The organism is Bradyrhizobium sp. TM239 (genome assembly GCF_036247985.1).
Classification (GTDB): domain Bacteria; phylum Pseudomonadota; class Alphaproteobacteria; order Rhizobiales; family Xanthobacteraceae; genus Bradyrhizobium; species Bradyrhizobium ottawaense.
This window is the reverse complement of record NZ_BTIR01000001.1, coordinates 276,041-295,805: the sequence shown is the minus strand read 5'-3', so window position 1 is coordinate 295,805 and position 19,765 is coordinate 276,041. Positions and strand designations below refer to the sequence as shown.

Genomic DNA, 19,765 nt, shown 5'->3' with positions numbered 1-19,765 from the left:
AGCCGTCGGGTCAAAGGAGAGCGCCTGATGGTTCGACCCGTTCCTGCTCTCCCGAGAAATCCCGTCATGACCGAATCTCTCGCCGGCGGCGGCGCCGCCGCGCCACTCTCGACGCGTGCCGCTGCAAGTCTCACCTCTGCGGCCGTCAGGGCCGCCCGACAGCTGTTGACTGATCTCGAACGCGGCCGTCGTATCGATGCCGCCGTTCTGCGTAGCGCCATGGAGGCTGCCTTCGGCACCTCGGACGCAACCGGCGCCTGGAACTGGAAGACCGCCTATGACGTCTGCGAGGCAGCAACCGTTCTATTCCTTCGCAAGTTCGGTCCGGCCATGCGCGCCAAGGCTGGCTCGACGGCCGCGATGCTGCCAATGCTCGCGAAAATCACGAGCTGTCAGCCGACTCATACGCGGCGTTCCGAGGACAGTCAGGCGTTTCAGCAATTCTCGACGCCAATCTCGCTTGGGCTGGCTGCATGCACCGCAGCCGGTATTACGCCTGCCGACCGCGTTCTGGAGCCATCCGCGGGGACCGGCTTGCTCGCCATCCTTGCCGAGCTCGCCGGCGGCTCCTTGATGTTGAACGAACTGGCCGAAGGCCGCGCGGCGCTCCTGGATCATTTGTTCGCCAATGTTGAGGTCACGCGGTTCGATGCCGCGCAGATCGATGATCACCTCGACGCGAGTATCGTACCGACCGTCGTTCTGATGAACCCGCCGTTCTCCGCTGTGGCGAATGTGGATCGACGGATGGCGGACGCCGCTTTCCGGAACATCGCTTCGGCGCACGCGCGTCTTTGCGACGGTGGACGCCTCGTCTCCATCGCTGGCGCAGGTCTTGCGCCGGATAACCCGGCGTGGCGAGATGCCTTTGTTCGCCTCCAGGAGCGCGGACGGGTCGTGTTTTCTGCCGCGATCGACGGCGCCGTCTACGCCAAGCACGGCACTCAGACGGACACGAGGCTGCTCGTCATCGACAAGTTGCCCGCCCCCGATCCGAAGGCTTTTCCTGCCTCGCAAGGCATGGCGGGTGATGTCGCCACCTTGCTCAATTGGGTAACCCTGCATGTGCCGCCGAGGCTGCCCGTCGCCGCGCCGGTCGTGGCCGACGCCACTAGGCGCCCTGCAATGTCCCGATCGGCCGGCGCTTCTGCATCACGTCTGTCGTCCACTTCGGAAAGCGCAGCGCCAAATGGCGCTGAACTCATATACGAGACGGTCGAATGGTCGCCGCCGGAAGGCGCTCGACTCACCGATGCGCTTTATGAGGAATATGGACTGCAGTCGATCCGTATTCCCGGATCGTGCGCACATCCGACCAAGCTCGTGCAGTCTGCGGCGATGGCGTCCGTTGCGCCACAGAAGCCGTTCTACCGGCCGCATCTGCCATCGAGTCTAGTGTCAGATGGAGTTCTGTCGGACGCCCAGCTCGAGAGCATCATCTATGCCGGCGAGGCGCATGCCGAATTTCTCAGGGGCTCCTGGACCGTCGATGCGACCTTTGACGTTGTGGCCGCCGCGCGCGACGACGCAGAGACTGCCGTCCGCTTTCGTCGCGGCTGGTTCTTGGGCGATGGCACCGGCGCGGGCAAGGGGCGGCAGGTCGCAGGGATTCTGCTCGACAATTGGCTCAAGGGCCGCCGTCGCGCGGTCTGGATCAGCAAATCCGACAAGCTCATCGAGGATGCGCAGCGTGACTGGTCCGTGCTCGGCATGGAGCGACTGCTCGTTACGCCCCTATCCCGGTTTCGCCAGGGCACCCCGATCCGGCTTTCGAAAGGCATCCTTTTTACCACCTACGCCACGCTACGCACCGACGAGCGTGGCGAAAAGCTTTCGCGTGTCAGGCAGATCGTTGAATGGTTGGGCTCCGACTTCGACGGAGTGATCGTCTTCGACGAGAGCCATGCCATGCAGAATGCGGTCGGCGTCAAGGGCGAGCGCGGCGACCAGGCGGCCTCTCAGCAAGGGCGCGCGGGCCTGAGGCTCCAGCACGCCTTGCCGAATGCTCGAGTGGTTTACTTGTCGGCGACAGGCGCCACCACCGTCCACAACCTCGCTTATGCGCAACGCCTCGGTCTTTGGGGCGGCGCCGATTTCCCGTTCGCCACACGTGCCGAGTTCGTCGAGGCAATCGAGCATGGTGGGGTGGCGGCGATGGAGGTGCTGGCGCGCGACCTCAAGGCGCTCGGTCTCTACGCTGCCCGCTCATTGTCGTATGAGGGCGTCGAGTACGAGCTCGTCGAACACCAGCTTACGCCGGAGCAGGTTCGCATCTACGACGCCTATGCAGGCGCGTTCAGCATCATCCATAACAACCTCGACGCGGCGATGCGAGCCGCCAACATCACCGGCGAAACCGGAACGCTGAACGGGCAGGCAAAGTCCGCGGCCCGGTCCGCCTTCGAGAGCGCCAAACAGCGCTTCTTCGGTCATCTGCTGACCTCGATGAAGACGCCGTCGCTCATCCAATCGATCGACCGCGATCTCGACGCCGGCCATGCCGCTGTCATCCAGATTGTCTCAACGGGCGAAGCCCTGATGGAGCGCCGGCTCGCCGAGATCCCGACCGAAGACTGGGGCGACGTCGAGGTCGATATCACCCCGCGCGAGTATGTGCTCGACTATCTCGCCCATTCCTTCCCGGTCCAGCTCTACGAACCGTTCACCGACTCTGAAGGCAACCTCTGCTCTCGCCCTGTCTATCGCGATGGCCAGCCGGTCGAGAGCCGGGAGGCCGTCGCACGACGCGACCGCCTCATTGAGAAACTCGCCTCTCTGCCTCCGGTACCCGGCGCGCTGGATCAAATCGTGCAGCGCTTCGGCACCGACATGGTCGCCGAAGTGACCGGCCGCTCGCGCCGTATCATTCGCAAGGGCGACCGACTGATCGTCGAAAATCGAGCCGGTTCGGCCAATCTCGCCGAGACATCGGCCTTCATGGACGACGTCAAGCGCATCCTGGTGTTCTCCGACGCGGGCGGCACAGGGAGGAGCTACCATGCCGAACTCTCTGCCCGGAATCGGCGTCTGCGGGTTCATTACCTGCTCGAGCCCGGGTGGAAGGCGGATGCCGCGATCCAGGGGCTCGGCCGGACAAACCGGACCAATCAGGCGCAGCCGCCGCTGTTCCGGCCCATCGCTACCGACGTGAAGGCGGAAAAGCGCTTCCTCAGCACCATCGCGCGTCGGCTCGACACATTGGGGGCCATTACGCGCGGCCAGCGCCAGACCGGAGGGCAGGGGCTGTTTCGGCCCGAGGACAATCTCGAAAGCCAGTACGGGCGTGACGCGTTGCGTCAACTCTACACGTTGCTCGTCCGAGGCAAGGTCAACGGATGCTCGCTCGAAGGGTTCGAGGATGCCACCGGCCTGAAGCTGACAGATGCCAATGGGCTCAGGGATGACCTGCCGCCGATCACGACATTCCTGAACAGGTTGTTGGCGCTCACGATCGACCTACAGAATGTCCTCTTCACCGCCTTCGAGCAGCTCTTGACCGCTCGGATCGAGGGCGCGGTCGCATCCGGCACCTACGACGTTGGGCTGGAAACGCTCCGCGCCGAGAGCTTTATAGTCGCCGACCGGAGGACAATCTATGTCCATCCGCGCACAGGCGCAGAGACACGGCTGCTCAGCATCACGCAGCGCCAGCGCAACCATCCTGTCGGTTTGGATGACGCCCTTGCTCGTCGTTCCAATCATGCAGTCCTACTGATCAACGAGCGCTCGGGACGGGCCGCCGTGCAGGTTCCGGCCCCGAGCATCATGCTCGACGACGGCGAGATCGAGCGTCGCGTCCGCCTGATCCGGCCTATGGAGCAGCACCAGGTTCCCTTGGACATGATGGTGGAGAGCCATTGGCTTGAAGCGGATCGCGAACGTTTTGCCGCGGCTTGGCTGGCGGAGCTTGCCGAGGTCCCTGAGTTCACGGAAAGCACGGTCCACGTCGTGGCCGGCTTGCTGTTACCCATTTGGAAACGATTGCCGAATGAATCGACCCGCGTCTATCGGCTCCAGACCGATACGGGCGAGCGCATCATCGGCCGCAAGGTGTCTGCCGCGTGGGTCGCTAACGTCGTCTCGACGGAGGCGCCCGCTCTGACGCCCGACGCTGTCTTTGCTGCGGTGATGGAGGGACGCACCGTCCTCGACCTCGCAGAGGGGCTTCAGCTTCGCCGCGTCCGAGTGATGGGCGCATGTCGCATCGAGCTGTCGGGATTCAACGACACGATGCGTGATCGCCTCCGCGCTTACGGCCTCTTTGGAGAGATCATATCCTGGAAGCTGCGGATGTTCGTGCCCACGGACGCAAGCGGCGTCGGGATCCTGACAAAGGTGCTCGACACCTATCCGGTTGCGCGCGTCAGTGAGCGGGAGGCCGCGTGATGGCCCCCGACGCCTCCGAACTGGCACGCCGCCTCGCGCGCGAGGCCGAGGCCGTGTGCCGATATTATCTCTCCAATGGCAAGCGGGCGGGGCGGTACTGGGTGGTCGGCGACGTCCACAACACGCCGGGCCGCTCCATGTTCGTGCGGCTCCAGGAATCGCCAAAGGGGCCCGCCGGCAAGTGGACTGACGCTGCGACCGGCCAGCATGGCGACCTTCTCGACCTCATCCGCGAATGCCGGGGTTTGCGCGACTTCGGCGAAGCCGCCGAAGAAGCAAGGCGGTTTCTGAAGCTGCCTCGCCCCGAGCCGCTGCTGGCCTCGAAACCCAATCGTTCGCTTGCGCCGGTCGGATCGCAGGAAGCCGCCCGTCGGCTCTTTGCGATCTCAAATCCGATCGAAGGCACGGTGGTCGAGGCGTATTTGCAACGCCGCGGAATAGCCCGCGTCCACCATGGCGGCAGCCTGCGCTTCCATCCTCGTTGCTACTATAGACCGGATGAGCATTCTCCGACCGAAACCTGGCCGGCGATGGTTGCCCGCGTCACGGACCTTGAGGGGCGGATCACCGGCGTGCATCGAACCTGGCTCGATCCAGACGGCTTCGATCGGGTGCGGCTCGGAAAGGCCCCGATCGACACACCACGACGGGCTATGGGCGACTTGCTCGGCAATGCCGTTCGGTTCGGCGCGGTGGACGACGTGCTCGCTGCCGGCGAGGGTCTCGAGACCATGCTGTCGCTGCGTTACGTGCTGCCAACGTTGCCGATGACAGCCGCGCTTTCGGCCAATCACCTTGCAGCGATGATGCTGCCGCCTGGCCTGCGTCGGCTCTATATCGCCCGTGACGCTGATGCCGCTGGAGATGCCGTACAGGCTACGCTTAGCCAGCGTGCAGCAGCCGTCGGCATTGAAGCGATCGCGTTGTCGCCCCGGCTAGGCGATTTCAACGAAGACCTGCACATCTTCGGTCACGAGACCCTCAGAACAGCGTTGCGGCTTCAACTCGTCCCAGAGGACGTCGTCCGCTTCCTGCATTCGTCGACGGTAGCCGCAGAATAGGCCGATGCTTCGATCGACCTTGATAGGTCAGTCATAACGAGGTCATTGCCGGAAGGGGACGCGACCTCGGCCTTCTAGAGGGCGATCGGACGGCAAGCGGACCGGGCCGGCAATGGCTACGCCCGGCTATTTTCCGCCGCGCGCCGGCGATGAGAAGACACATCATCTATCTGGCTGGCGCGCTTTGCATCGCGAAACAAAATAGCCGGCCTCCGCCATCCTCCGCTGCCGCTTCGGCCCTCCGGGTTCTGGCCCGTTCCGCGTGCCGTCTGAGTGATCGCCACGAAGGCCGCGATGGGCGCGGCCGATCCGGCAAAGGAACTCCTCAAATGACCGGCCACGACGACATCGAACCGCCGCACGCCTCTTCTCCGACTGATCACGTCCTCACCGAACTACAACTCTTTGGCTACCGCCCCTTTGACGACGAGCCTGATCCACGGCCGCTTCCCGAGGGTAACATCATCACCGGAGCCGTCGCCGACATCTTCGATGCCCTGGTCGCGACGTTGAGCGACACGCGGCTCGAGTCAGATCTTGACGATCTGCTCTGGTCGACCGTCAATCTGTTCCACCGTGCCGTCGACCGCATCGAACGCCACCTCGACGATAACGAACAGGCGCAGCAGAAAAGCCAGCGCGAGCAGAATGGCTCCGAAGTCCGATCGGTCGAGCTCGAGCGCCTGACGGCCGAAGGCATCACTTTGATCGAGCGCCGTAACTGCCTCGAGGTCTTCCGCGACCAGGCCATCGAACGCTTTGAGACTCACACCGGCTCGTCCTGGCGTCCCCGATCGGGATCGCTGGTAAACCACCGCACGCTAACGGCCGCCATGATCGACTCCCGCGACTTCATCGCAGCCAAGCGTCGCACCGAGACTGAGGTCATGTTGCCACCGGGACCAAAGATCGCACTCACCGGTGGGCTCGACTTCAACGACCATCACCTCATTTGGGACCGTCTAGACAAGGTTCACGCCAAGCATCCTGACATGGTGCTGCTCCACGGCGGCTCCCCGAAAGGAGCCGAACTGATCGCTTCCAAATGGGCGGCCAACCGCAAAGTGCCTCAGATCGCCTTCAAGCCCGACTGGACGAAGCACGCCAAGGCGGCACCGTTCAAGCGCAACGACGTCATGCTCGAACTCCTTCCGATTGGAGTCATGCACTTCCCAGGTACGGGAATTCAGGACAACCTCGCCGACAAGGCGAAGCGGCTCGGCATCCGCGTCTGGAAATTCGGCAATGGTGGCGCGTAAGCGCCGCCTCGCTGCGTAATGACGCCTTACGAAGAGGGCGGAAGCTGTTTCGAAGACCGGCAACGGCGACCCGTCGGCCGCACCGTTCAATGTCGCCTTCTATCTCAATAGCGACCGGGCTGCTCTCCTGCATTGCGTGTTCATGCCTGAAACCTGACCGTAAAGGGATTCCAAATACGGGTGGGATCGGTTATTCCTCGGACCGCGCCGTGGTGGTGGTGGAAGGCGCGACCCTTGCAACCTTTGTCACGGGGACCATCACCATGCTCATCATTGGCGTTCTTCTCAATATCGTCGGGCTCGGCATCTTCGGCTGGGCACTACTCGCCCTCGCGACCCACGCATTGCCGTTCTTTGTCGGCATGACCATGGGGATCTATTCATTGCAAGCGGGAGCAGGCCCGTTCGGCGCCGCCGTTACAGGCCTCCTTGCGGCCAGTTTCACATTCGTGGTCGCGCGGTACGCCTTCTCCGTCGCGCGCTCTCCGATCGTGCGCCTGGTCATTGGACTACTCTTCGCGGTTCCGGCGGCGCGCGCCGGCTATAGTGTGACGCTTACCTTTGCACACCTAGGCATTCCCTCGGAAGGATGGGGGGAGCCGTTCGCCGTGCTTGGTGCCATCGCAGTTGGCGGCGTCGCTTGGGCGAATGTGTCGATGCGGATCGACCCCGCTCCTAGCCCGGGCGCTGCACTCAGCCCCGTCCAGCCACCAAATGGTGTGCCGACGACCACGGGCGGGTCACGGCGCGCGTTTGTCGTCTCTCCCGGTTGGCGTAGATCGAAGCGTTGAAACTCGGATCGTCCAGCTTGACCGAGAGATAATCGCAGCCCTCTTTGGAGCGCTTCGATTGAGCCGGGTTGTCTCGTTGGCAGACTGGTCCCGCGGTTGCTGTCGGGTGCGCAGGCTTCTGTCTGTTCGAAGACAACGGTCGCCTTTCTGCACGCCAGGTTTTCTTTTCCTTCCCCGGGGCATGCGAGTTTCTTGTGTGAGCCGATCGATCGCTGGCACCTCTCCAAAATGCTGTTCAGCGCACGCGAGCACCTGGCCTCTCATTTGCTTGATCTGGCCGAAGGCCGGCTACGCCTCGATCGCCTGAACCGCAACGGCGGCGGTGAGACTTTCTTCCCCTGGGCTTCGCCCATTCCTCGCGAGGCAAGAAAGTCTCACCGCCGCCATCCTCCGCTACGCTGCGGCCCAAGCGGGTGCGGCGTCGATCGCCTTCGGCTTTCAGATCGCCATCGAGGCCGCGGTGGTCGCGGGCTCGGATACAGCAAGGAGAAGTGACATGGCTAACATCGGTTCATTCAAGAAGTCCGGCCAGGAATTCCAGGGCGAGATCGTCACCCTGAGCCTCCAGACCAAGGGCGTCCGCATCGTTCCCGAGACCGACAGGACCAACGACAACGCCCCGAGCCACCGGGTCTACGTCGGTCGCGCCGAGATCGGGGCCGCGTGGCCGAAGCGCTCCAATGAGGGGCGCGATTATCTCTCGGTCAAGCTGGACGATCCGAGCTTCAACGCTCCGATCTACGCCAACCTTTTCGACGACGAAGACGCCGAGACCTACACCCTGATCTGGTCCCGCAGCCGCAAGCCCAACGGCGACTGAGCCGGGCTGAGTGCAGCGCCCCGCTCATCCGAACGGGGCGCTTCACTATCGCATCGTCGTCGGCATCCGCGCGGACCAAGAGGCGCCGGGACGCTCAGCTCGAACCGTCAGAAGACAAAAGCGAAGCGCTCGATGGAGCGTATGGTCTGAACGGTGAGCTGCGCGTAGCGCAGCTACTTCGTTGTGGCCTCTCCGTCGCCGCCGGTTTGGCAAGCCGCCCCGGCGGCAGCATATCCGCGTCCGGCGCTCGCCGGACCTTCGGCTCGGCTCGAAAAAAATGAGCCCACGACTGTTCAAAATAGGTTTTCCAGCCCGATCATTTCCGCTTTGCAGGCTTTGATCGCTCGCTTCGTGCCTCTTCGTCTGGCAGGACGAGATCGACGTGACTGACGCCCAACGTGCTGGCCAGTTCAAACAGCGTTACGACAGTTGGATTACGGCGGCCACGCTCCAGGTCACTGACGTATTGTTGGGTGAAGCCGGACGCTTCGGCGAATTTCTCCTGCGTGAAGCGCTTCTGCTTCCGCAGTCTTGCGAAATTCCGACCGACCAACTTGCGCATGTCCATCGGCGCAAGTTGCGGCTTTACATACTATGAGGTTTATCTCCTATAATATGTATTCAACTATCGCGTGCTGGCCCCGTCGGCGGAATACGGCTAAATTTGGACGCGTGCACCTCTCTGGCGGCCAAGCGTCTAGAATCGTTGTAAGTGGATTGGAAGCCATGAAAAAGCCGCCGCTCGATCCCGACGTTGCGGACGCTGCCCCCTCGGATGCGAAGCTGACGCCGTATGACGAGCAGCATGTTGTGACGTACATGCGACTTCTGCAGGCGGAGGGTGAGGGCGCTGACTGGAGAGAAGTCGCTCAGCTCGTGCTCAAGATTGACCCGGTGCGTGAGCCGGATCGTGCGCGGAATGCATACCAGAGTCACCTCGCGCGCGCTAAGTGGGCCAGCGAGCAAGGACGTCTTTTGCGCGGTACTGACTCAAAGTAGAAAAGCCTTATCGACCGGAGCGTCTATTGAAAATCGCTTCCTTCAGCCGGCACGTGGTCATCCGGGAGCACCACGTGGTGCCAAACTAGGGACTTCCTGCAACCCAATCGATTAGAACTATTGCGCCGCAATCCTTGTTAGCAATAGGGCCGGAAGCAATGCCTAAATTCGACTGGCGATCGCCAGAGTCCTACAAGAGTCTCCAAGATGCTGATGTTACCGACGTCGCCTGGGAGTGTCTTCGTCGAAACCCGGATTACCGGCGCGACTACGAAGAGACGATCGCGAACAGCCCGGATGGCGAAGTAACTCCCGAGTTTAGGAGGAGATGGGGCATCTGCTTTCGCCCATGACCCGCAGCGGTCCTTCGACGAACAGACGATCTTTTGGGCGCCCGAGGTTCTGTCGACTGTCGTCCCGGTCGCAGTGACCGTGTTGCCCGTCAGCAGTGGCGCAGCGACTCAGCCGTTACTTGATCTCGCCGCCGGCCAGGTTCGCCGCGCCGCTGACGGTTGGCATGCCGTGCTGCGCATCGGCCCGGTGGAACATCGCGTCTGGTCCAAAGCGCCGCTGGAAGTAGGCGCCCACTATGTCGCCGAGTTACCGCTCGACGGCGACTTCGATGAACGCGCGTACGCAGCACGACGGTTATGGCGCGCAATGAAGGGGCGTACGGCAGGCCCTGCGTTTCGCGATCTGTCAAAGCAAAGGCGCGAGCGGTTGAGTGAAGCTATTCGCGCGCTGGATGCACAGAGCGACGGCAGCACATATCGCGCCATCGCAGAAGCGCTGTTCGGCAAGAAACGCATCCCAGACCGAGCCTGGAAAACACACGATCTGCGCAATCGAACCGTCCGTCTGGTGCAAACCGGCCTCGCACTGGTGCGCGGCGGTTATCGCCGGCTTCTGCGACCCGGGCGTAGAGACGAGTAGCGCCGTCGGCTTGGGGATATCGAAAATTGCACCCCCAACATTCGGCATCCCCCTCCGAGGTCTTGCTCCTCCATGATGACCGCACACACGCCGGCCTAGCCAAGCGTGGTGCGCTGTCCTCTTGGAGTTCTCAAATGCCCGATCCGATGGCCGGTCTTCCCCCGCGATTCCTGCGTACACCTGAGGCCGCGCGCTATCTCGGCCTGTCCGGCCGCACGCTCGAGAAGCACCGCACGTACGGTACCGGACCGACGTATCGGAAGATCGGTGGGCGTGTTGTCTACGCCGTCGATGATCTGACAGCGTGGGCCGACCGCGGCGCCAAGACGTCGACCTCAGACCCCGGGAAGGGGACCGTGCTGCCGGCCAAAAAGCATCCGGTGCTGCGCCCCTATGCCGGCCAGGAACGTCGCTGATCGCCGTGCGAGAGCAGTGACCATGCGGCGCAAACACCATTCCGAGCGCGACCAGCTTGAGCTCTTTCGGGCGCTGCCCGGTGATCTCGCGCCCCGCGATGCGCAGGATCTGATGGCTTATCCGTTCTTCTCGCTCGCAAAAACGAAGCGCATTGTGCCGATCGACTTCCGTGCCGGCGCAATCTCAGTTCGTGTCGAAGCCGTGCCGGAACACGGCATGGCGACCATCTGGGATGCCGACGTTCTGATTTGGGCTGCGTCTCAGATTGTCGAAGCGCGCGACGCCGGCTTGAAAGCCTCGCGCCTGATGGCTGCAACACCTTACGAGATCCTGACGTTTGTCGGCCGCGGCACCAGCGCGCGCGATTATGACCGGCTGAAGGCGGGTCTCGACAGACTTCAGTCAACGACCGTGATGACATCGATCCGCCAGCCGGCAGAGCGCCGACGGCATCGCTTCTCATGGATCAACGAGTGGAAAGAAACCGCCGATGCAAACGGCCGTCCATTCGGGCTCGAATTGATCCTCCCTGATTGGTTCTACGCGGGCGTGATCGATGACGCGCTCGTGCTGACTATTGATCGCGCCTATTTCGATCTGACGGGCGGACTTGAGCGGTGGCTCTATCGGCTCGTGCGCAAGCATGGCGGCCGCCAGGACACAGGCTGGAGCTTTGATCTTCTGCACCTCCATGCCAAGTCCGGCATCCTCTCGCCGCTTAAGCATTTTGCTTACGACGTCCGCCAGATCGTCCAGCGCCAGACATTGCCCGGCTATCAACTCGCGCTGACGCGCGATCCGAACGGTACCGAGCGGCTGAACTTCGCCCCTCATCCTGTTGCTCCCTTAACGGCACGCCTGCGCCGGCGCGGTCTCGTTCCAAATTCGGAGGACAAGCTGTGAATCAACTCGTGCTATCGGGGACCGCAACCCTCGTGCTATCGGGGACCCGATCCTCGTGCTATCGGGGACCGGAATCGAGCTTAAGAGCTTGTTTCTCCGCGCTTTCCAGCCGCTCTAACTTTACTAACCAGAAATCCTTCGGATTTCTTCTAACGGACCAGACCACAAGCCGCATCGGAGGCAACCGGCAGCGGCGGGCCGTCAATCCTGCTTGTCCGCAGAAGCCGTACAGGTGCTTCTCCACCCGCAAAGCTTACGGCGCCCCCTTTCAGTCTCGGGGAGCGGCGGCATGAGCGATCTCACCGAAGTGGAAGTGGTGTGGCTCGAGAAGCGCATCGAAAACCGGATTCGGTTCGGTCGTATCGTCAACGAACGCAAGCTCGATCGTCATCGGCGTGTCCTGTCATTTGCGCCCGGCAGCATCTTTGCCTTCGTCCGATGGACCTCCAACGACTTTGGGACAATCATTTCGCGGATCGACATCTTGCGCGCGGTCGCACCGGGACAGCGATGCTCGACCGTCCCTTATGTGACACCCGGCGGCGAGATTTTGCTGCGTCTGTCCGGCTGGCCGAAGGTCGAGCGAGTGCTGCAAATGACCGATGCCGTTGAGGAACTCGGCATCGATCCAGCTGATGTCGCGCCTGATCATTGGCACCACGTTCATAACCGCCTGTCCGTCAACGAAAACCCGCGCCCGTATACGAAAGCGCGCCATCAGGCCTGGCTTCATCGCCAAAAGGTGATGCGATGACGGGCCGCCTAATGATGCTGGCTGTGACGATTGGGGTCGCTGCTGCGCTCATCGCGACGATCGTCCTGGAGCCGCTTCCGCTTTACATCTGGAACGCATCCGCAAGCGTGCCGATCGGTCTCTACCGCCTTCGACCGGCGGACCAATTCCAAGTCACTGAATTGGTCGCCGTGCAGCCGCCGGAGCCGCTCGCGACCTTCCTCGACCTTAACGGCTATTTGCCCATTGGCGTCCCGATGCTGAAGCGCGTGCTCGCCCTTCCGGGGCAGAGTGTTTGCAGAGCCGGCCTCACGGTTTCGGTGGATACCATCGCGGTGGGCGAAGCGCGGGATCGCGATGGTCGCGGCAGGCCGCTGCCGAAATGGCAGGGCTGCCGCGTCGTCGGCAACGGCGAGCTGTTTCTGATGAACTGGCAGTCGAACGACTCGCTTGATGGCCGGTATTTTGGAGTTCTTCCGGCATCTAGCGTGATCGGCCATGCGATACCGGTGTGGACGTGGGAGGAGTGATCGTGCGTATTCGACGTGTTCTCCTCGCCATTCCCTTGCTCGATCGATTGCGGGATCATTCCTCCATCTCGATCGATGTCTGCAAGGCTGGCGCGAGCCCGACCGCGTGCTTGGGTCGGTTGGTCACGCGCGTTTGTGCTGTCGTGACCCTGCTTCTTCTGACCGCGTTCGACAGTGCTGCTTTGGCCCAGAGCGGATCAGCCGCCCAGCCAGCGATCAGTCAGACCGCTCACTCATTTGCCGGCTTCATCAATGAAGCCTCGCAACGCTTTGCGATTGCGCCGAACTGGATCCGATCTGTCCAAAGCATCGAGAGTGCTGGTGACGTGCACGCCAGATCGCCAAAAGGCGCAATGGGCCTGATGCAAATCATGCCGGCGACTTGGACGGAACTTCGCGCGCGCTACAATCTCGGGAACGACCCCTACGATCCGCACGATAACATCCTGGCCGGCACGGCCTACCTGCGCGAACTGCTCGATCGGTATGGCTCGCCCGGCGTGTTTGCCGCTTACAACGCGGGCCCATCTCGCTATGAAGAGCATCTCGCTGGCGGCTCTTTGCCAGACGAGACGCGAGCATACGTCGCAAAGCTTGCAAATCTGCTTGCCATCGAACTGCCGCCGAGATGGACGTCCAGCGGACAGTCACCAGCAGCTGCGACGCTATTCGTCACGCGATCCGATCTCATGAAAACGAGTGATCGGTTGCTGGCGCTCGTGCCGTCGAGCGGTGTCACGACCGCAATCTCGGCGCCCGATGTTTCGCCTATGGTCCCCCGGCCTATTGGCGTGTTCGTCCCTCGATCGGATTCGGAAGTATCGCGATGACCAAATGTGCGGGTTCGCAAGCCTTGGCGTGTTTAACAAAGCAAGTGGCACGTGCTGATGGCGTATGGGCGATGCCTTCGGCCCGCGCTCTACTCGTCGCTTCGCTCCTCACCGAGCCACCCTGCGGGTGTCTCGGCCCTTCGGGTAACGATCGCTATCGCAAGCGCTCGCAAGCATTGGGGGGCGGCCGGGGGACCACGACGGCAGGACGGCGAGATAAAAGAGGCTCGCCGGTCGAACCGCAAGCCATTGACATGGCTTGGGTTCCGGCGTGCTGGTCGGTCGGGGCGCGTGCCGCGCTTTGCATTTTTACGAATACAATCAAAGGCGTTTTCGACACTGTGTGCGTTTTCGACAGTTGGGAGGCCCTGCCGTGAGCGTGGGCGACAGCGACCTGCGTATTCGGCCTGGGCGCATCCGCAGCACACGCCCGCCTAAGCCGAAGAGCTTCATCAACCAGGTGCTGCGGGCCGCGAAGAGAGCGGGATACACCTCGGGTCAGGCCGTAGCGGGCAGGCGTTCGGCGGCCTATGGACGTTCGACGTTTGGCCGCGGTCGACTGTCTTTTAGCCGTGCCCGATTGTTCAGCCCGACGCGTCGCGTCGTGGTGAAGGCCCGCGTGGTTCGTCACAAAGGGCGAGCCTTCCGTTCAGCACCACTGACCGCCCACCTCTCATATCTGAAGCGCGACGGCGTGACCCGGAGCGGCGAGCGTGCCGAAATGTTCGATGCCGGCAGCGACCGCGCCGATAGCGCTGCTTTCGCAGAACGCTGCAAGGACGACCGGCATCATTTCAGGTTCATCGTCTCACCGGAGGATGCCGGCGACATGACTGACCTGAAGGCCTTCACCCGCGATCTCGCCAGGCAGATGGAGATCGATCTCGGCACGCGGCTCGATTGGGTGGCTGTCGATCATTGGAATACCGACAACCCACACGTCCATCTTCTCGTTCGGGGCGTGGATAAGGACGGAGCGGACCTCGTGATCTCCCGCGACTACATCAGTCAGGGCCTGCGCTCACGGGCCGAGGAACTGGTCGCCATCGAGCTGGGTCCCAAACCCGAGCACGAGATCCGCAATTCACTGGGGAGGGAAGTTACGGCGGAACGATGGACGCGGCTCGACCGGGAGATGCGGCTCGCGGCCGATGAGACCGGCACTATCGATCTTCGCCCGGAGAATCCGGGTAGCGCGGATCCTGAGATCCGCCGCCTGATGGTCGGTCGCCTCCAACACCTGGAGAGGATGGGTCTTGCTGCCTCCGCCGCACCAGGCGAATGGATGGTAGGGCTGGAGGCCGAGCGTAGCTTGCGCGACCTGGGCATGCGCGGCGACATCATCAAGACCATGCACCGCGCCTTTACCGAGCGTGGGGAAGCGCGCGGCGTTGCCGACTTCGTCATCGAAGGTGGACAGCCGACGTCCCAGATCATCGGACGATTGGTCGATCGCGGCTTGCATGACGAACTGACTGGCGAGGCGTACGCCCTGATCGACGGAATAGACGGACGCGCGCACCACGTGCGCTTCCGCGGGCTTGAAGCTTTCGAGCATGCACCGCCGATTGGCGGAATCGTCGAGGTCCGACGCTTCGGTCCAACCGGCGATCCGCGGCCGACCGTGGTGCTGGCGCTCCGCTCCGATCTCGATGTTGGCGAGCAGGTCAGCGCTAAGGGCGCTACCTGGCTCGACCACAGGCTTGTCGAGCGCGACCCCATGCCGCTCGCCATGGCAGGCTTCGGCCGCGAGACCCGCAACGCCATGGAAGCTCGGACTGAGCATCTAGTTCAGGAAGGTCTGGCACGGCGGCAGGGCCAGCGCATCATCCTGCAGCGCGATCTCCTCGATACGTTGCGCCAACGCGAACTGGATCAGGTGGCAGCAAAAGTGTCGACCGACACCGGCCTAGCTCATGTGAAGCCGGCCTCCGGGGAGCATGTGGCAGGCACGTACCGTCAGCGACTGACGCTCGCCTCGGGACGCTTCGCTATGATCGACAACGGCCTCGGCTTCCAGCTCGTGCCCTGGTCGCGCGAACTCGAAAAGAGACTCGGCCAGCATGTGACCGGCGTCGTGAAGGACGGCGGCGGCATCGAATGGGGCTTTGGCCGCAGGCGCGACCTCGGCCTCTAGCTATCTCGCGAACTCAGTTGCGGAGGGGTGTTCGGGATGTCCGGAACCAAAATTCTCTGGGGACAGGTGATCGTCGTCGGCCTGATCGTTTTGCTCGCCATCTGGGGAGCAACGGAGTGGACAGCTTGGCGGCTTGCCTATCAACCGGAGCTCGGGCGGCCCTGGTTCGAACTGTTCGGCTTCAAGATCTATTATCCGTTGATTTTCTTCTGGTGGTGGTTCGTCTACGACGCCTATGCGCCTCAGGTCTTTGTCGAGGGGGCCTTCATCGCGGCGTCGGGGACCTTCGTTTCGATCGCGGTGGCGATCGGTATGTCGGTCTGGCGGGCGCGCGAAGCCAAGAACGTCGAGACCTATGGCTCGGCGCGCTGGGCCGGCCTGGAGGAGGTGAGGGCGGCCGGACTTCTCGGTCCGGATGGTGTGGTGCTTGGCAAGCTCGACCGCGACTACCTCCGCCATGACGGACCGGAGCACGTATTATGTTTTGCACCAACTCGATCCGGCAAAGGCGTCGGTCTTGTCGTCCCCTCCCTGCTGGCCTGGCCGGGCTCGGCCATCGTGCACGACATCAAGGGTGAGAACTGGCAGCTGACCGCGGGCTTTCGCTCGCGGCATGGGCGCGTCCTGTTGTTCGACCCGACCAATCCAAAGTCGTCAGCTTACAATCCACTCCTTGAAGTCCGGCGTGGAGAATGGGAGGTTCGCGATGTGCAGAACGTTGCTGACGTCCTGGTCGACCCCGAAGGTTCACTCGACAAGCGGAACCATTGGGAAAAGACCAGTCATTCGCTCCTGGTCGGCGCTATCCTCCATGTCCTCTATGCCGAGGCGGATAAGACCCTGGCCGGCGTCGCGGCCTTTCTGTCCGACCCGAAGCGGCCTATCGAGGCGACGCTGAAGGCAATGATGACCACCGCTCATCTTGGCGAGCAAGGTGCGCATCCCGTGGTCGCCTCGACCGCGCGTGAGCTCCTCAACAAATCCGAGAATGAACGCTCGGGGGTCCTGTCCACCGCAATGTCGTTCCTGGGTCTTTACCGCGATCCCGTCGTCGCCCAGGTGACCTGCCGCTGTGACTGGCGGATAGCCGATCTGATCGCAGATAGCCGCCCGACGACGCTTTACCTCGTGGTGCCACCATCGGATATCTCTCGGACCAAGCCGCTGATCCGCCTGGTGCTGAACCAGATCGGCCGGCGCCTGACCGAGGATCTGCACGCCCGCGACCGCCTGCATCGAGTCCTGATGATGCTTGACGAGTTCCCGGCACTCGGGCGGCTTGATTTTTTTGAGTCCGCGCTCGCCTTCATGGCGGGGTATGGCATCAAGAGCTTCTTGATCGCGCAGTCGCTCAATCAGATCGAGAAGGCGTACGGGCCCAACAACGCTATTCTCGACAACTGCCACGTCCGCGTCAGCTTCGCGACCAACGATGAGCGGACGGCCAAGCGGGTGTCCGATGCACTGGGCACGGCGACGGAGATGCGAGCGATGAAGAACTATGCCGGTCACCGGCTTAACCCCTGGCTCGGGCATCTGATGGTCTCACGCCAGGAGACGGCAAGGCCGCTCTTGACCCCGGGCGAGGTCATGCAGCTTCCGCCGATGGACCAGATCGTCATGGTGGCGGGCACGCCGCCGATCAGGGCGAAGAAGGTCCGCTATTACGAGGATCGCCCGTTCACCGAGCGGGTTTTGTCACCGCCCGATCCGGCGAGCGCCGGCCGATCGCCGCGAACGGACGGATGGTCAGCGCTCGGACCGTTGAAGCCGACGGCAGGTCCAACTGACAGAGCCACGGAGGCCGAGGAAGACACGGCGAATAGCGGGCTCCGTCGGGAGCCCGAACTTCCCGACCACGTCGCGATCGCCAAGGAAACGACCGAACCAACGCCGGCAGAGGAATTTGCCGTCGTTCTTGACGACGATGAGGACGCGGTTCGCCAATCTCGACTGCTTCGCCAGCAGATGCGTGGCGTCGCCCGCCAGGTTGCCATGGACCCGAATGACGGTATGGAGCTCTGAAGCAATATGCGCGACCGGATGAACGTCTATTTTCCGCCAGAGCTACTGAGGCAGATCTCGGACCTCGCCGATCGCAAGAAGCTTTCCCGGTCCGCGATCGTGGAGGCGGCTGTCGCTTCGTTTCTGTCGCCGGATGGAGCGGACAGGCGGGAGGCAGCGTTCACCCGGCGCCTCGATCGGCTGTCGCGTCAGATGCAGAGGTTGGAGCGCGACGTGGGTTTGACGGCCGAAAGCTTGGCGCTCTTCATAAGGTTCTGGCTGACGATCACGCCGCCACTGCCCAATGACGCGCAGGCGGCCGCGCAAGCAAAAGGCCGGGAGCGGTTTGAAGGATTTGTCGAGGCACTCGGCCGCCGCCTGCAAAAGGGGCAAAGCTTTCTCCGCGAGATTCCGGAAGATATCCGCCGTCAGGAACCGGTCGACGAATCCTGACCGAGCGTCATGGATGCGCAAACGCGCCGACCCTTCTTTTTCTACGCCAGCCTACGACCGCAGCGATTTAGCCGAACCAACGAAAAGCTGGTCACGCTATCGGCTTGCACGAGCTGACAGCAAGAGGGGGCCAGCATGCAGATCTCAGGGGCATGGCGCCTCACCGCGCGCGTATTTTTCCCGTTTGCGGTTGGATACTATCTTTCGTATCTGTTTCGAACGATCAACGCTTTGATCGCCAGTCATCTCAGCTCGGATGCTGGGCTTGGGGCTGCCGACCTCGGGTTGCTTACCTCGGTCTATTTCCTCGTTTTTGCGGCGGCGCAGATCCCCGTCGGCATATTGTTGGACCGCTTTGGTCCGCGACGCATCCAAAGTGTTCTGTTCCTGCTCGCAGCAGTAGGCGCCGGACTGTTCGCAGTATCGAGCGGCTTCCTGTCCCTTTTGATCGCGCGCGCAATGATCGGGTTTGGTGTTGCTGCAGCGCTGACTGCTGGACTGAAGTCCATCATCATTTGGTTCCCCAGGGAGCGAGTTGCCTTGTTGAACGGCTGCATGGTCATGCTGGGATCGCTAGGAGCGGTGACAGCGACGGCTCCCGTCGAACACCTGCTCGCCTGGATGGGGTGGCGGCAGCTCTTTGAGATTCTGGCGGCCGCCACCGGCGCGACGGCCATTCTCATCTACGTCGCAGTGCCTGAACGAAGCATCGCGCTGTCAACAGCGTCCACCAGCCTGAGCTCTGTTTTCAGCGATCGAAGGTTCTGGCGAATGGCTCCGTTATCGGCGACTTGCATTGGATCAGCCTGGTCTCTGCAAGGACTCTGGGCATCACCGTGGCTGACCGACGTGGAGGGGCTTGATCGCGCAAGTCTCGTAAGACAGCTGTTCATAATGTCGATCATCTTGAGCTGCGGCGCCTTGTTGTTCGGGATGACCGTCCACTACGTCAAACGAAGAGGAATCAGGGCGGAGACGGTGTTAGCGACGGTTGCGGTGCTGTTTGTCGTAGCCGAGCTTGCTTTGATCCTGCGAGTGCCTCTGCCGTCCATCTTGCCTTGGTCCGTTGTCGCAATTTCCGGAACGGCAACCGTGGTCAGCTTCGCGGTAATGGCAGATTACTTTCCGCCGGAGCTTGCCGGTCGTGCCAACGGCGCCTTGAACGTCTTGCACTTTGGCTGGGCGTTTCTGGCACAATACGCGACGGGCCTGATCCTGGAGCAATGGTCTGCGAATGATGGCCATAGGCCGGTCCAAGCCTATCAAGTCGCGTTCGGTCTCAATGTAGCACTGCAGATCGCGACGTTGGTCTGGTTCACGCTGCCCTCGCGCCGATCTATCTCTTCGTGCATGAGTTCAATCCTCCCCTTTAAGCCGGCTGATGTTTCCTATGCTGTCGAGTTAGTCGGGTTGTATGAGGATTCGGTCATACTCGTGCCCACGGATGACGATGGGGAGTGGTAAGCGGTAGCTCGCCGAGCACGATACAATTGAGTAGGCCTCAAACAT

At 62.3% G+C, this 19,765-nt stretch carries 18 protein-coding genes and 1 pseudogene; 17 read left to right on the top strand and 2 right to left on the bottom strand.

Annotation, left to right across the window (positions count from 1 at the left end):
* Nucleotides 1-66: 66 nt before the first annotated feature.
* The 4 genes from AABA84_RS01405 to AABA84_RS01390 all read left to right on the top strand — a co-directional run bounded on the left by AABA84_RS01405 (nucleotide 67) and on the right by AABA84_RS01390 (nucleotide 7,497).
* Complete coding sequence (locus tag AABA84_RS01405) at nucleotides 67-4,386, top strand: strawberry notch-like NTP hydrolase domain-containing protein (protein WP_338311101.1); 4,320 nt, start codon at nucleotides 67-69, stop codon at nucleotides 4,384-4,386.
* Nucleotides 4,386-5,447, top strand: coding sequence for a DUF7146 domain-containing protein (locus AABA84_RS01400; RefSeq protein ID WP_338311100.1), 1,062 nt, complete (start codon nucleotides 4,386-4,388; stop codon nucleotides 5,445-5,447). Before AABA84_RS01405 ends, AABA84_RS01400 begins: the two co-directional genes overlap by 1 nt.
* 329 nt (nucleotides 5,448-5,776) lie before the next feature.
* A complete protein-coding gene (locus AABA84_RS01395; RefSeq protein ID WP_338311099.1) occupies nucleotides 5,777-6,706 on the top strand; it encodes a DUF2493 domain-containing protein in 930 nt (309 codons plus the stop codon).
* A 209-nt stretch (nucleotides 6,707-6,915) separates the two neighbouring features.
* Nucleotides 6,916-7,497 carry a hypothetical protein gene (locus AABA84_RS01390; RefSeq protein WP_338311480.1) on the top strand — a complete coding sequence of 194 codons (582 nt, stop codon included), beginning with the start codon at nucleotides 6,916-6,918 and terminating at the stop codon, nucleotides 7,495-7,497.
* On the opposite strand, the pseudogene AABA84_RS01385 reads toward AABA84_RS01390, so the two are convergent.
* A pseudogene (locus tag AABA84_RS01385) lies at nucleotides 7,475-7,561 on the bottom strand (DUF736 family protein); the annotation flags it as partial. The gene AABA84_RS01390 and the pseudogene AABA84_RS01385 overlap by 23 nt on opposite strands.
* Before the next feature lie 432 nt (nucleotides 7,562-7,993).
* Between AABA84_RS01385 and AABA84_RS01380 the strand changes: the two are divergent.
* The gene (locus AABA84_RS01380) at nucleotides 7,994-8,317 is read left to right on the top strand and encodes a DUF736 domain-containing protein (protein ID WP_071910666.1); all 324 of its coding nucleotides are present in this window, start codon (nucleotides 7,994-7,996) and stop codon (nucleotides 8,315-8,317) included.
* Nucleotides 8,318-8,633: 316 nt separating this feature from the next.
* Here AABA84_RS01380 and AABA84_RS01375 read toward each other — a convergent pair whose 3' ends face one another.
* Entirely contained in the window at nucleotides 8,634-8,885 is a 252-nt protein-coding gene (locus AABA84_RS01375) for a helix-turn-helix domain-containing protein (protein ID WP_208086328.1), read from the bottom strand.
* A 158-nt stretch (nucleotides 8,886-9,043) separates the two neighbouring features.
* On the opposite strand from AABA84_RS01375, the gene AABA84_RS01370 reads away from it, so the two are divergent.
* The 12 genes from AABA84_RS01370 to AABA84_RS01315 all read left to right on the top strand — a co-directional run bounded on the left by AABA84_RS01370 (nucleotide 9,044) and on the right by AABA84_RS01315 (nucleotide 19,720).
* Nucleotides 9,044-9,316, top strand: a complete 273-nt coding sequence (locus AABA84_RS01370) for a DUF2285 domain-containing protein (RefSeq protein ID WP_338311096.1) — start codon at nucleotides 9,044-9,046, stop codon at nucleotides 9,314-9,316.
* Between the two features lie 158 nt (nucleotides 9,317-9,474).
* Nucleotides 9,475-9,669: a transcriptional regulator domain-containing protein gene (locus AABA84_RS01365; protein ID WP_338311095.1), complete on the top strand. Its 195-nt coding sequence runs from the start codon at nucleotides 9,475-9,477 to the stop codon at nucleotides 9,667-9,669.
* Nucleotides 9,670-9,748: 79 nt separating this feature from the next.
* The gene (locus tag AABA84_RS01360; protein ID WP_338311093.1) at nucleotides 9,749-10,249 is read left to right on the top strand and encodes a DUF2285 domain-containing protein; all 501 of its coding nucleotides are present in this window, start codon (nucleotides 9,749-9,751) and stop codon (nucleotides 10,247-10,249) included.
* 134 nt (nucleotides 10,250-10,383) lie between these two features.
* Nucleotides 10,384-10,665, top strand: a complete 282-nt coding sequence (locus AABA84_RS01355) for a helix-turn-helix transcriptional regulator (protein ID WP_338311091.1) — start codon at nucleotides 10,384-10,386, stop codon at nucleotides 10,663-10,665.
* Between the two features lie 22 nt (nucleotides 10,666-10,687).
* Nucleotides 10,688-11,569: a replication initiator protein A gene (locus AABA84_RS01350; RefSeq protein ID WP_338311090.1), complete on the top strand. Its 882-nt coding sequence runs from the start codon at nucleotides 10,688-10,690 to the stop codon at nucleotides 11,567-11,569.
* A gap of 289 nt (nucleotides 11,570-11,858) precedes the next feature.
* The gene (locus AABA84_RS01345; RefSeq protein WP_338311089.1) at nucleotides 11,859-12,323 is read left to right on the top strand and encodes a DUF2840 domain-containing protein; all 465 of its coding nucleotides are present in this window, start codon (nucleotides 11,859-11,861) and stop codon (nucleotides 12,321-12,323) included.
* Complete coding sequence (locus AABA84_RS01340; protein ID WP_338311088.1) at nucleotides 12,320-12,832, top strand: S26 family signal peptidase; 513 nt, start codon at nucleotides 12,320-12,322, stop codon at nucleotides 12,830-12,832. The genes AABA84_RS01345 and AABA84_RS01340 overlap by 4 nt, the downstream gene beginning before the upstream one ends.
* Nucleotides 12,829-13,662 carry a lytic transglycosylase domain-containing protein gene (locus tag AABA84_RS01335; protein ID WP_338311087.1) on the top strand — a complete coding sequence of 278 codons (834 nt, stop codon included), beginning with the start codon at nucleotides 12,829-12,831 and terminating at the stop codon, nucleotides 13,660-13,662. Before AABA84_RS01340 ends, AABA84_RS01335 begins: the two co-directional genes overlap by 4 nt.
* A gap of 373 nt (nucleotides 13,663-14,035) precedes the next feature.
* Entirely contained in the window at nucleotides 14,036-15,799 is a 1,764-nt protein-coding gene (locus AABA84_RS01330) for a relaxase/mobilization nuclease domain-containing protein (RefSeq protein ID WP_338311086.1), read from the top strand.
* Nucleotides 15,800-15,835: 36 nt separating this feature from the next.
* Nucleotides 15,836-17,824 (top strand): conjugal transfer protein TraG, encoded by a 1,989-nt coding sequence (locus tag AABA84_RS01325; protein ID WP_338311085.1) that lies wholly within the window; start codon nucleotides 15,836-15,838, stop codon nucleotides 17,822-17,824.
* A gap of 6 nt (nucleotides 17,825-17,830) precedes the next feature.
* On the top strand, nucleotides 17,831-18,256 hold the full coding sequence (locus AABA84_RS01320) for a CopG family transcriptional regulator (RefSeq protein ID WP_338311084.1): 426 nt from the start codon (nucleotides 17,831-17,833) through the stop codon (nucleotides 18,254-18,256).
* A gap of 135 nt (nucleotides 18,257-18,391) precedes the next feature.
* The gene (locus AABA84_RS01315; protein WP_338311081.1) at nucleotides 18,392-19,720 is read left to right on the top strand and encodes an MFS transporter; all 1,329 of its coding nucleotides are present in this window, start codon (nucleotides 18,392-18,394) and stop codon (nucleotides 19,718-19,720) included.
* Nucleotides 19,721-19,765: the final 45 nt, after the last annotated feature.

Excerpts from the sequence above, each read along its gene's own strand:
- AABA84_RS01355 (WP_338311091.1), top strand. The coding sequence starts at position 10,384 with ATGCCCGATCCGATGGCCGGTCTTCCCCCGCGATTCCTGCGTACACCT.
- AABA84_RS01345 (WP_338311089.1), top strand. The coding sequence starts at position 11,859 with ATGAGCGATCTCACCGAAGTGGAAGTGGTGTGGCTCGAGAAGCGCATC.
- AABA84_RS01370 (WP_338311096.1), top strand. The coding sequence starts at position 9,044 with ATGAAAAAGCCGCCGCTCGATCCCGACGTTGCGGACGCTGCCCCCTCG.
- AABA84_RS01350 (WP_338311090.1), top strand. The coding sequence starts at position 10,688 with ATGCGGCGCAAACACCATTCCGAGCGCGACCAGCTTGAGCTCTTTCGG.
- AABA84_RS01400 (WP_338311100.1), top strand. The coding sequence starts at position 4,386 with ATGGCCCCCGACGCCTCCGAACTGGCACGCCGCCTCGCGCGCGAGGCC.
- AABA84_RS01405 (WP_338311101.1), top strand. The coding sequence starts at position 67 with ATGACCGAATCTCTCGCCGGCGGCGGCGCCGCCGCGCCACTCTCGACG.
- AABA84_RS01320 (WP_338311084.1), top strand. The coding sequence starts at position 17,831 with ATGCGCGACCGGATGAACGTCTATTTTCCGCCAGAGCTACTGAGGCAG.
- AABA84_RS01325 (WP_338311085.1), top strand. The coding sequence starts at position 15,836 with ATGTCCGGAACCAAAATTCTCTGGGGACAGGTGATCGTCGTCGGCCTG.
- AABA84_RS01375 (WP_208086328.1), bottom strand. The coding sequence starts at position 8,885 with ATGGACATGCGCAAGTTGGTCGGTCGGAATTTCGCAAGACTGCGGAAG.
- AABA84_RS01395 (WP_338311099.1), top strand. The coding sequence starts at position 5,777 with ATGACCGGCCACGACGACATCGAACCGCCGCACGCCTCTTCTCCGACT.
- AABA84_RS01365 (WP_338311095.1), top strand. The coding sequence starts at position 9,475 with ATGCCTAAATTCGACTGGCGATCGCCAGAGTCCTACAAGAGTCTCCAA.
- AABA84_RS01380 (WP_071910666.1), top strand. The coding sequence starts at position 7,994 with ATGGCTAACATCGGTTCATTCAAGAAGTCCGGCCAGGAATTCCAGGGC.
- AABA84_RS01315 (WP_338311081.1), top strand. The coding sequence starts at position 18,392 with ATGCAGATCTCAGGGGCATGGCGCCTCACCGCGCGCGTATTTTTCCCG.
- AABA84_RS01340 (WP_338311088.1), top strand. The coding sequence starts at position 12,320 with ATGACGGGCCGCCTAATGATGCTGGCTGTGACGATTGGGGTCGCTGCT.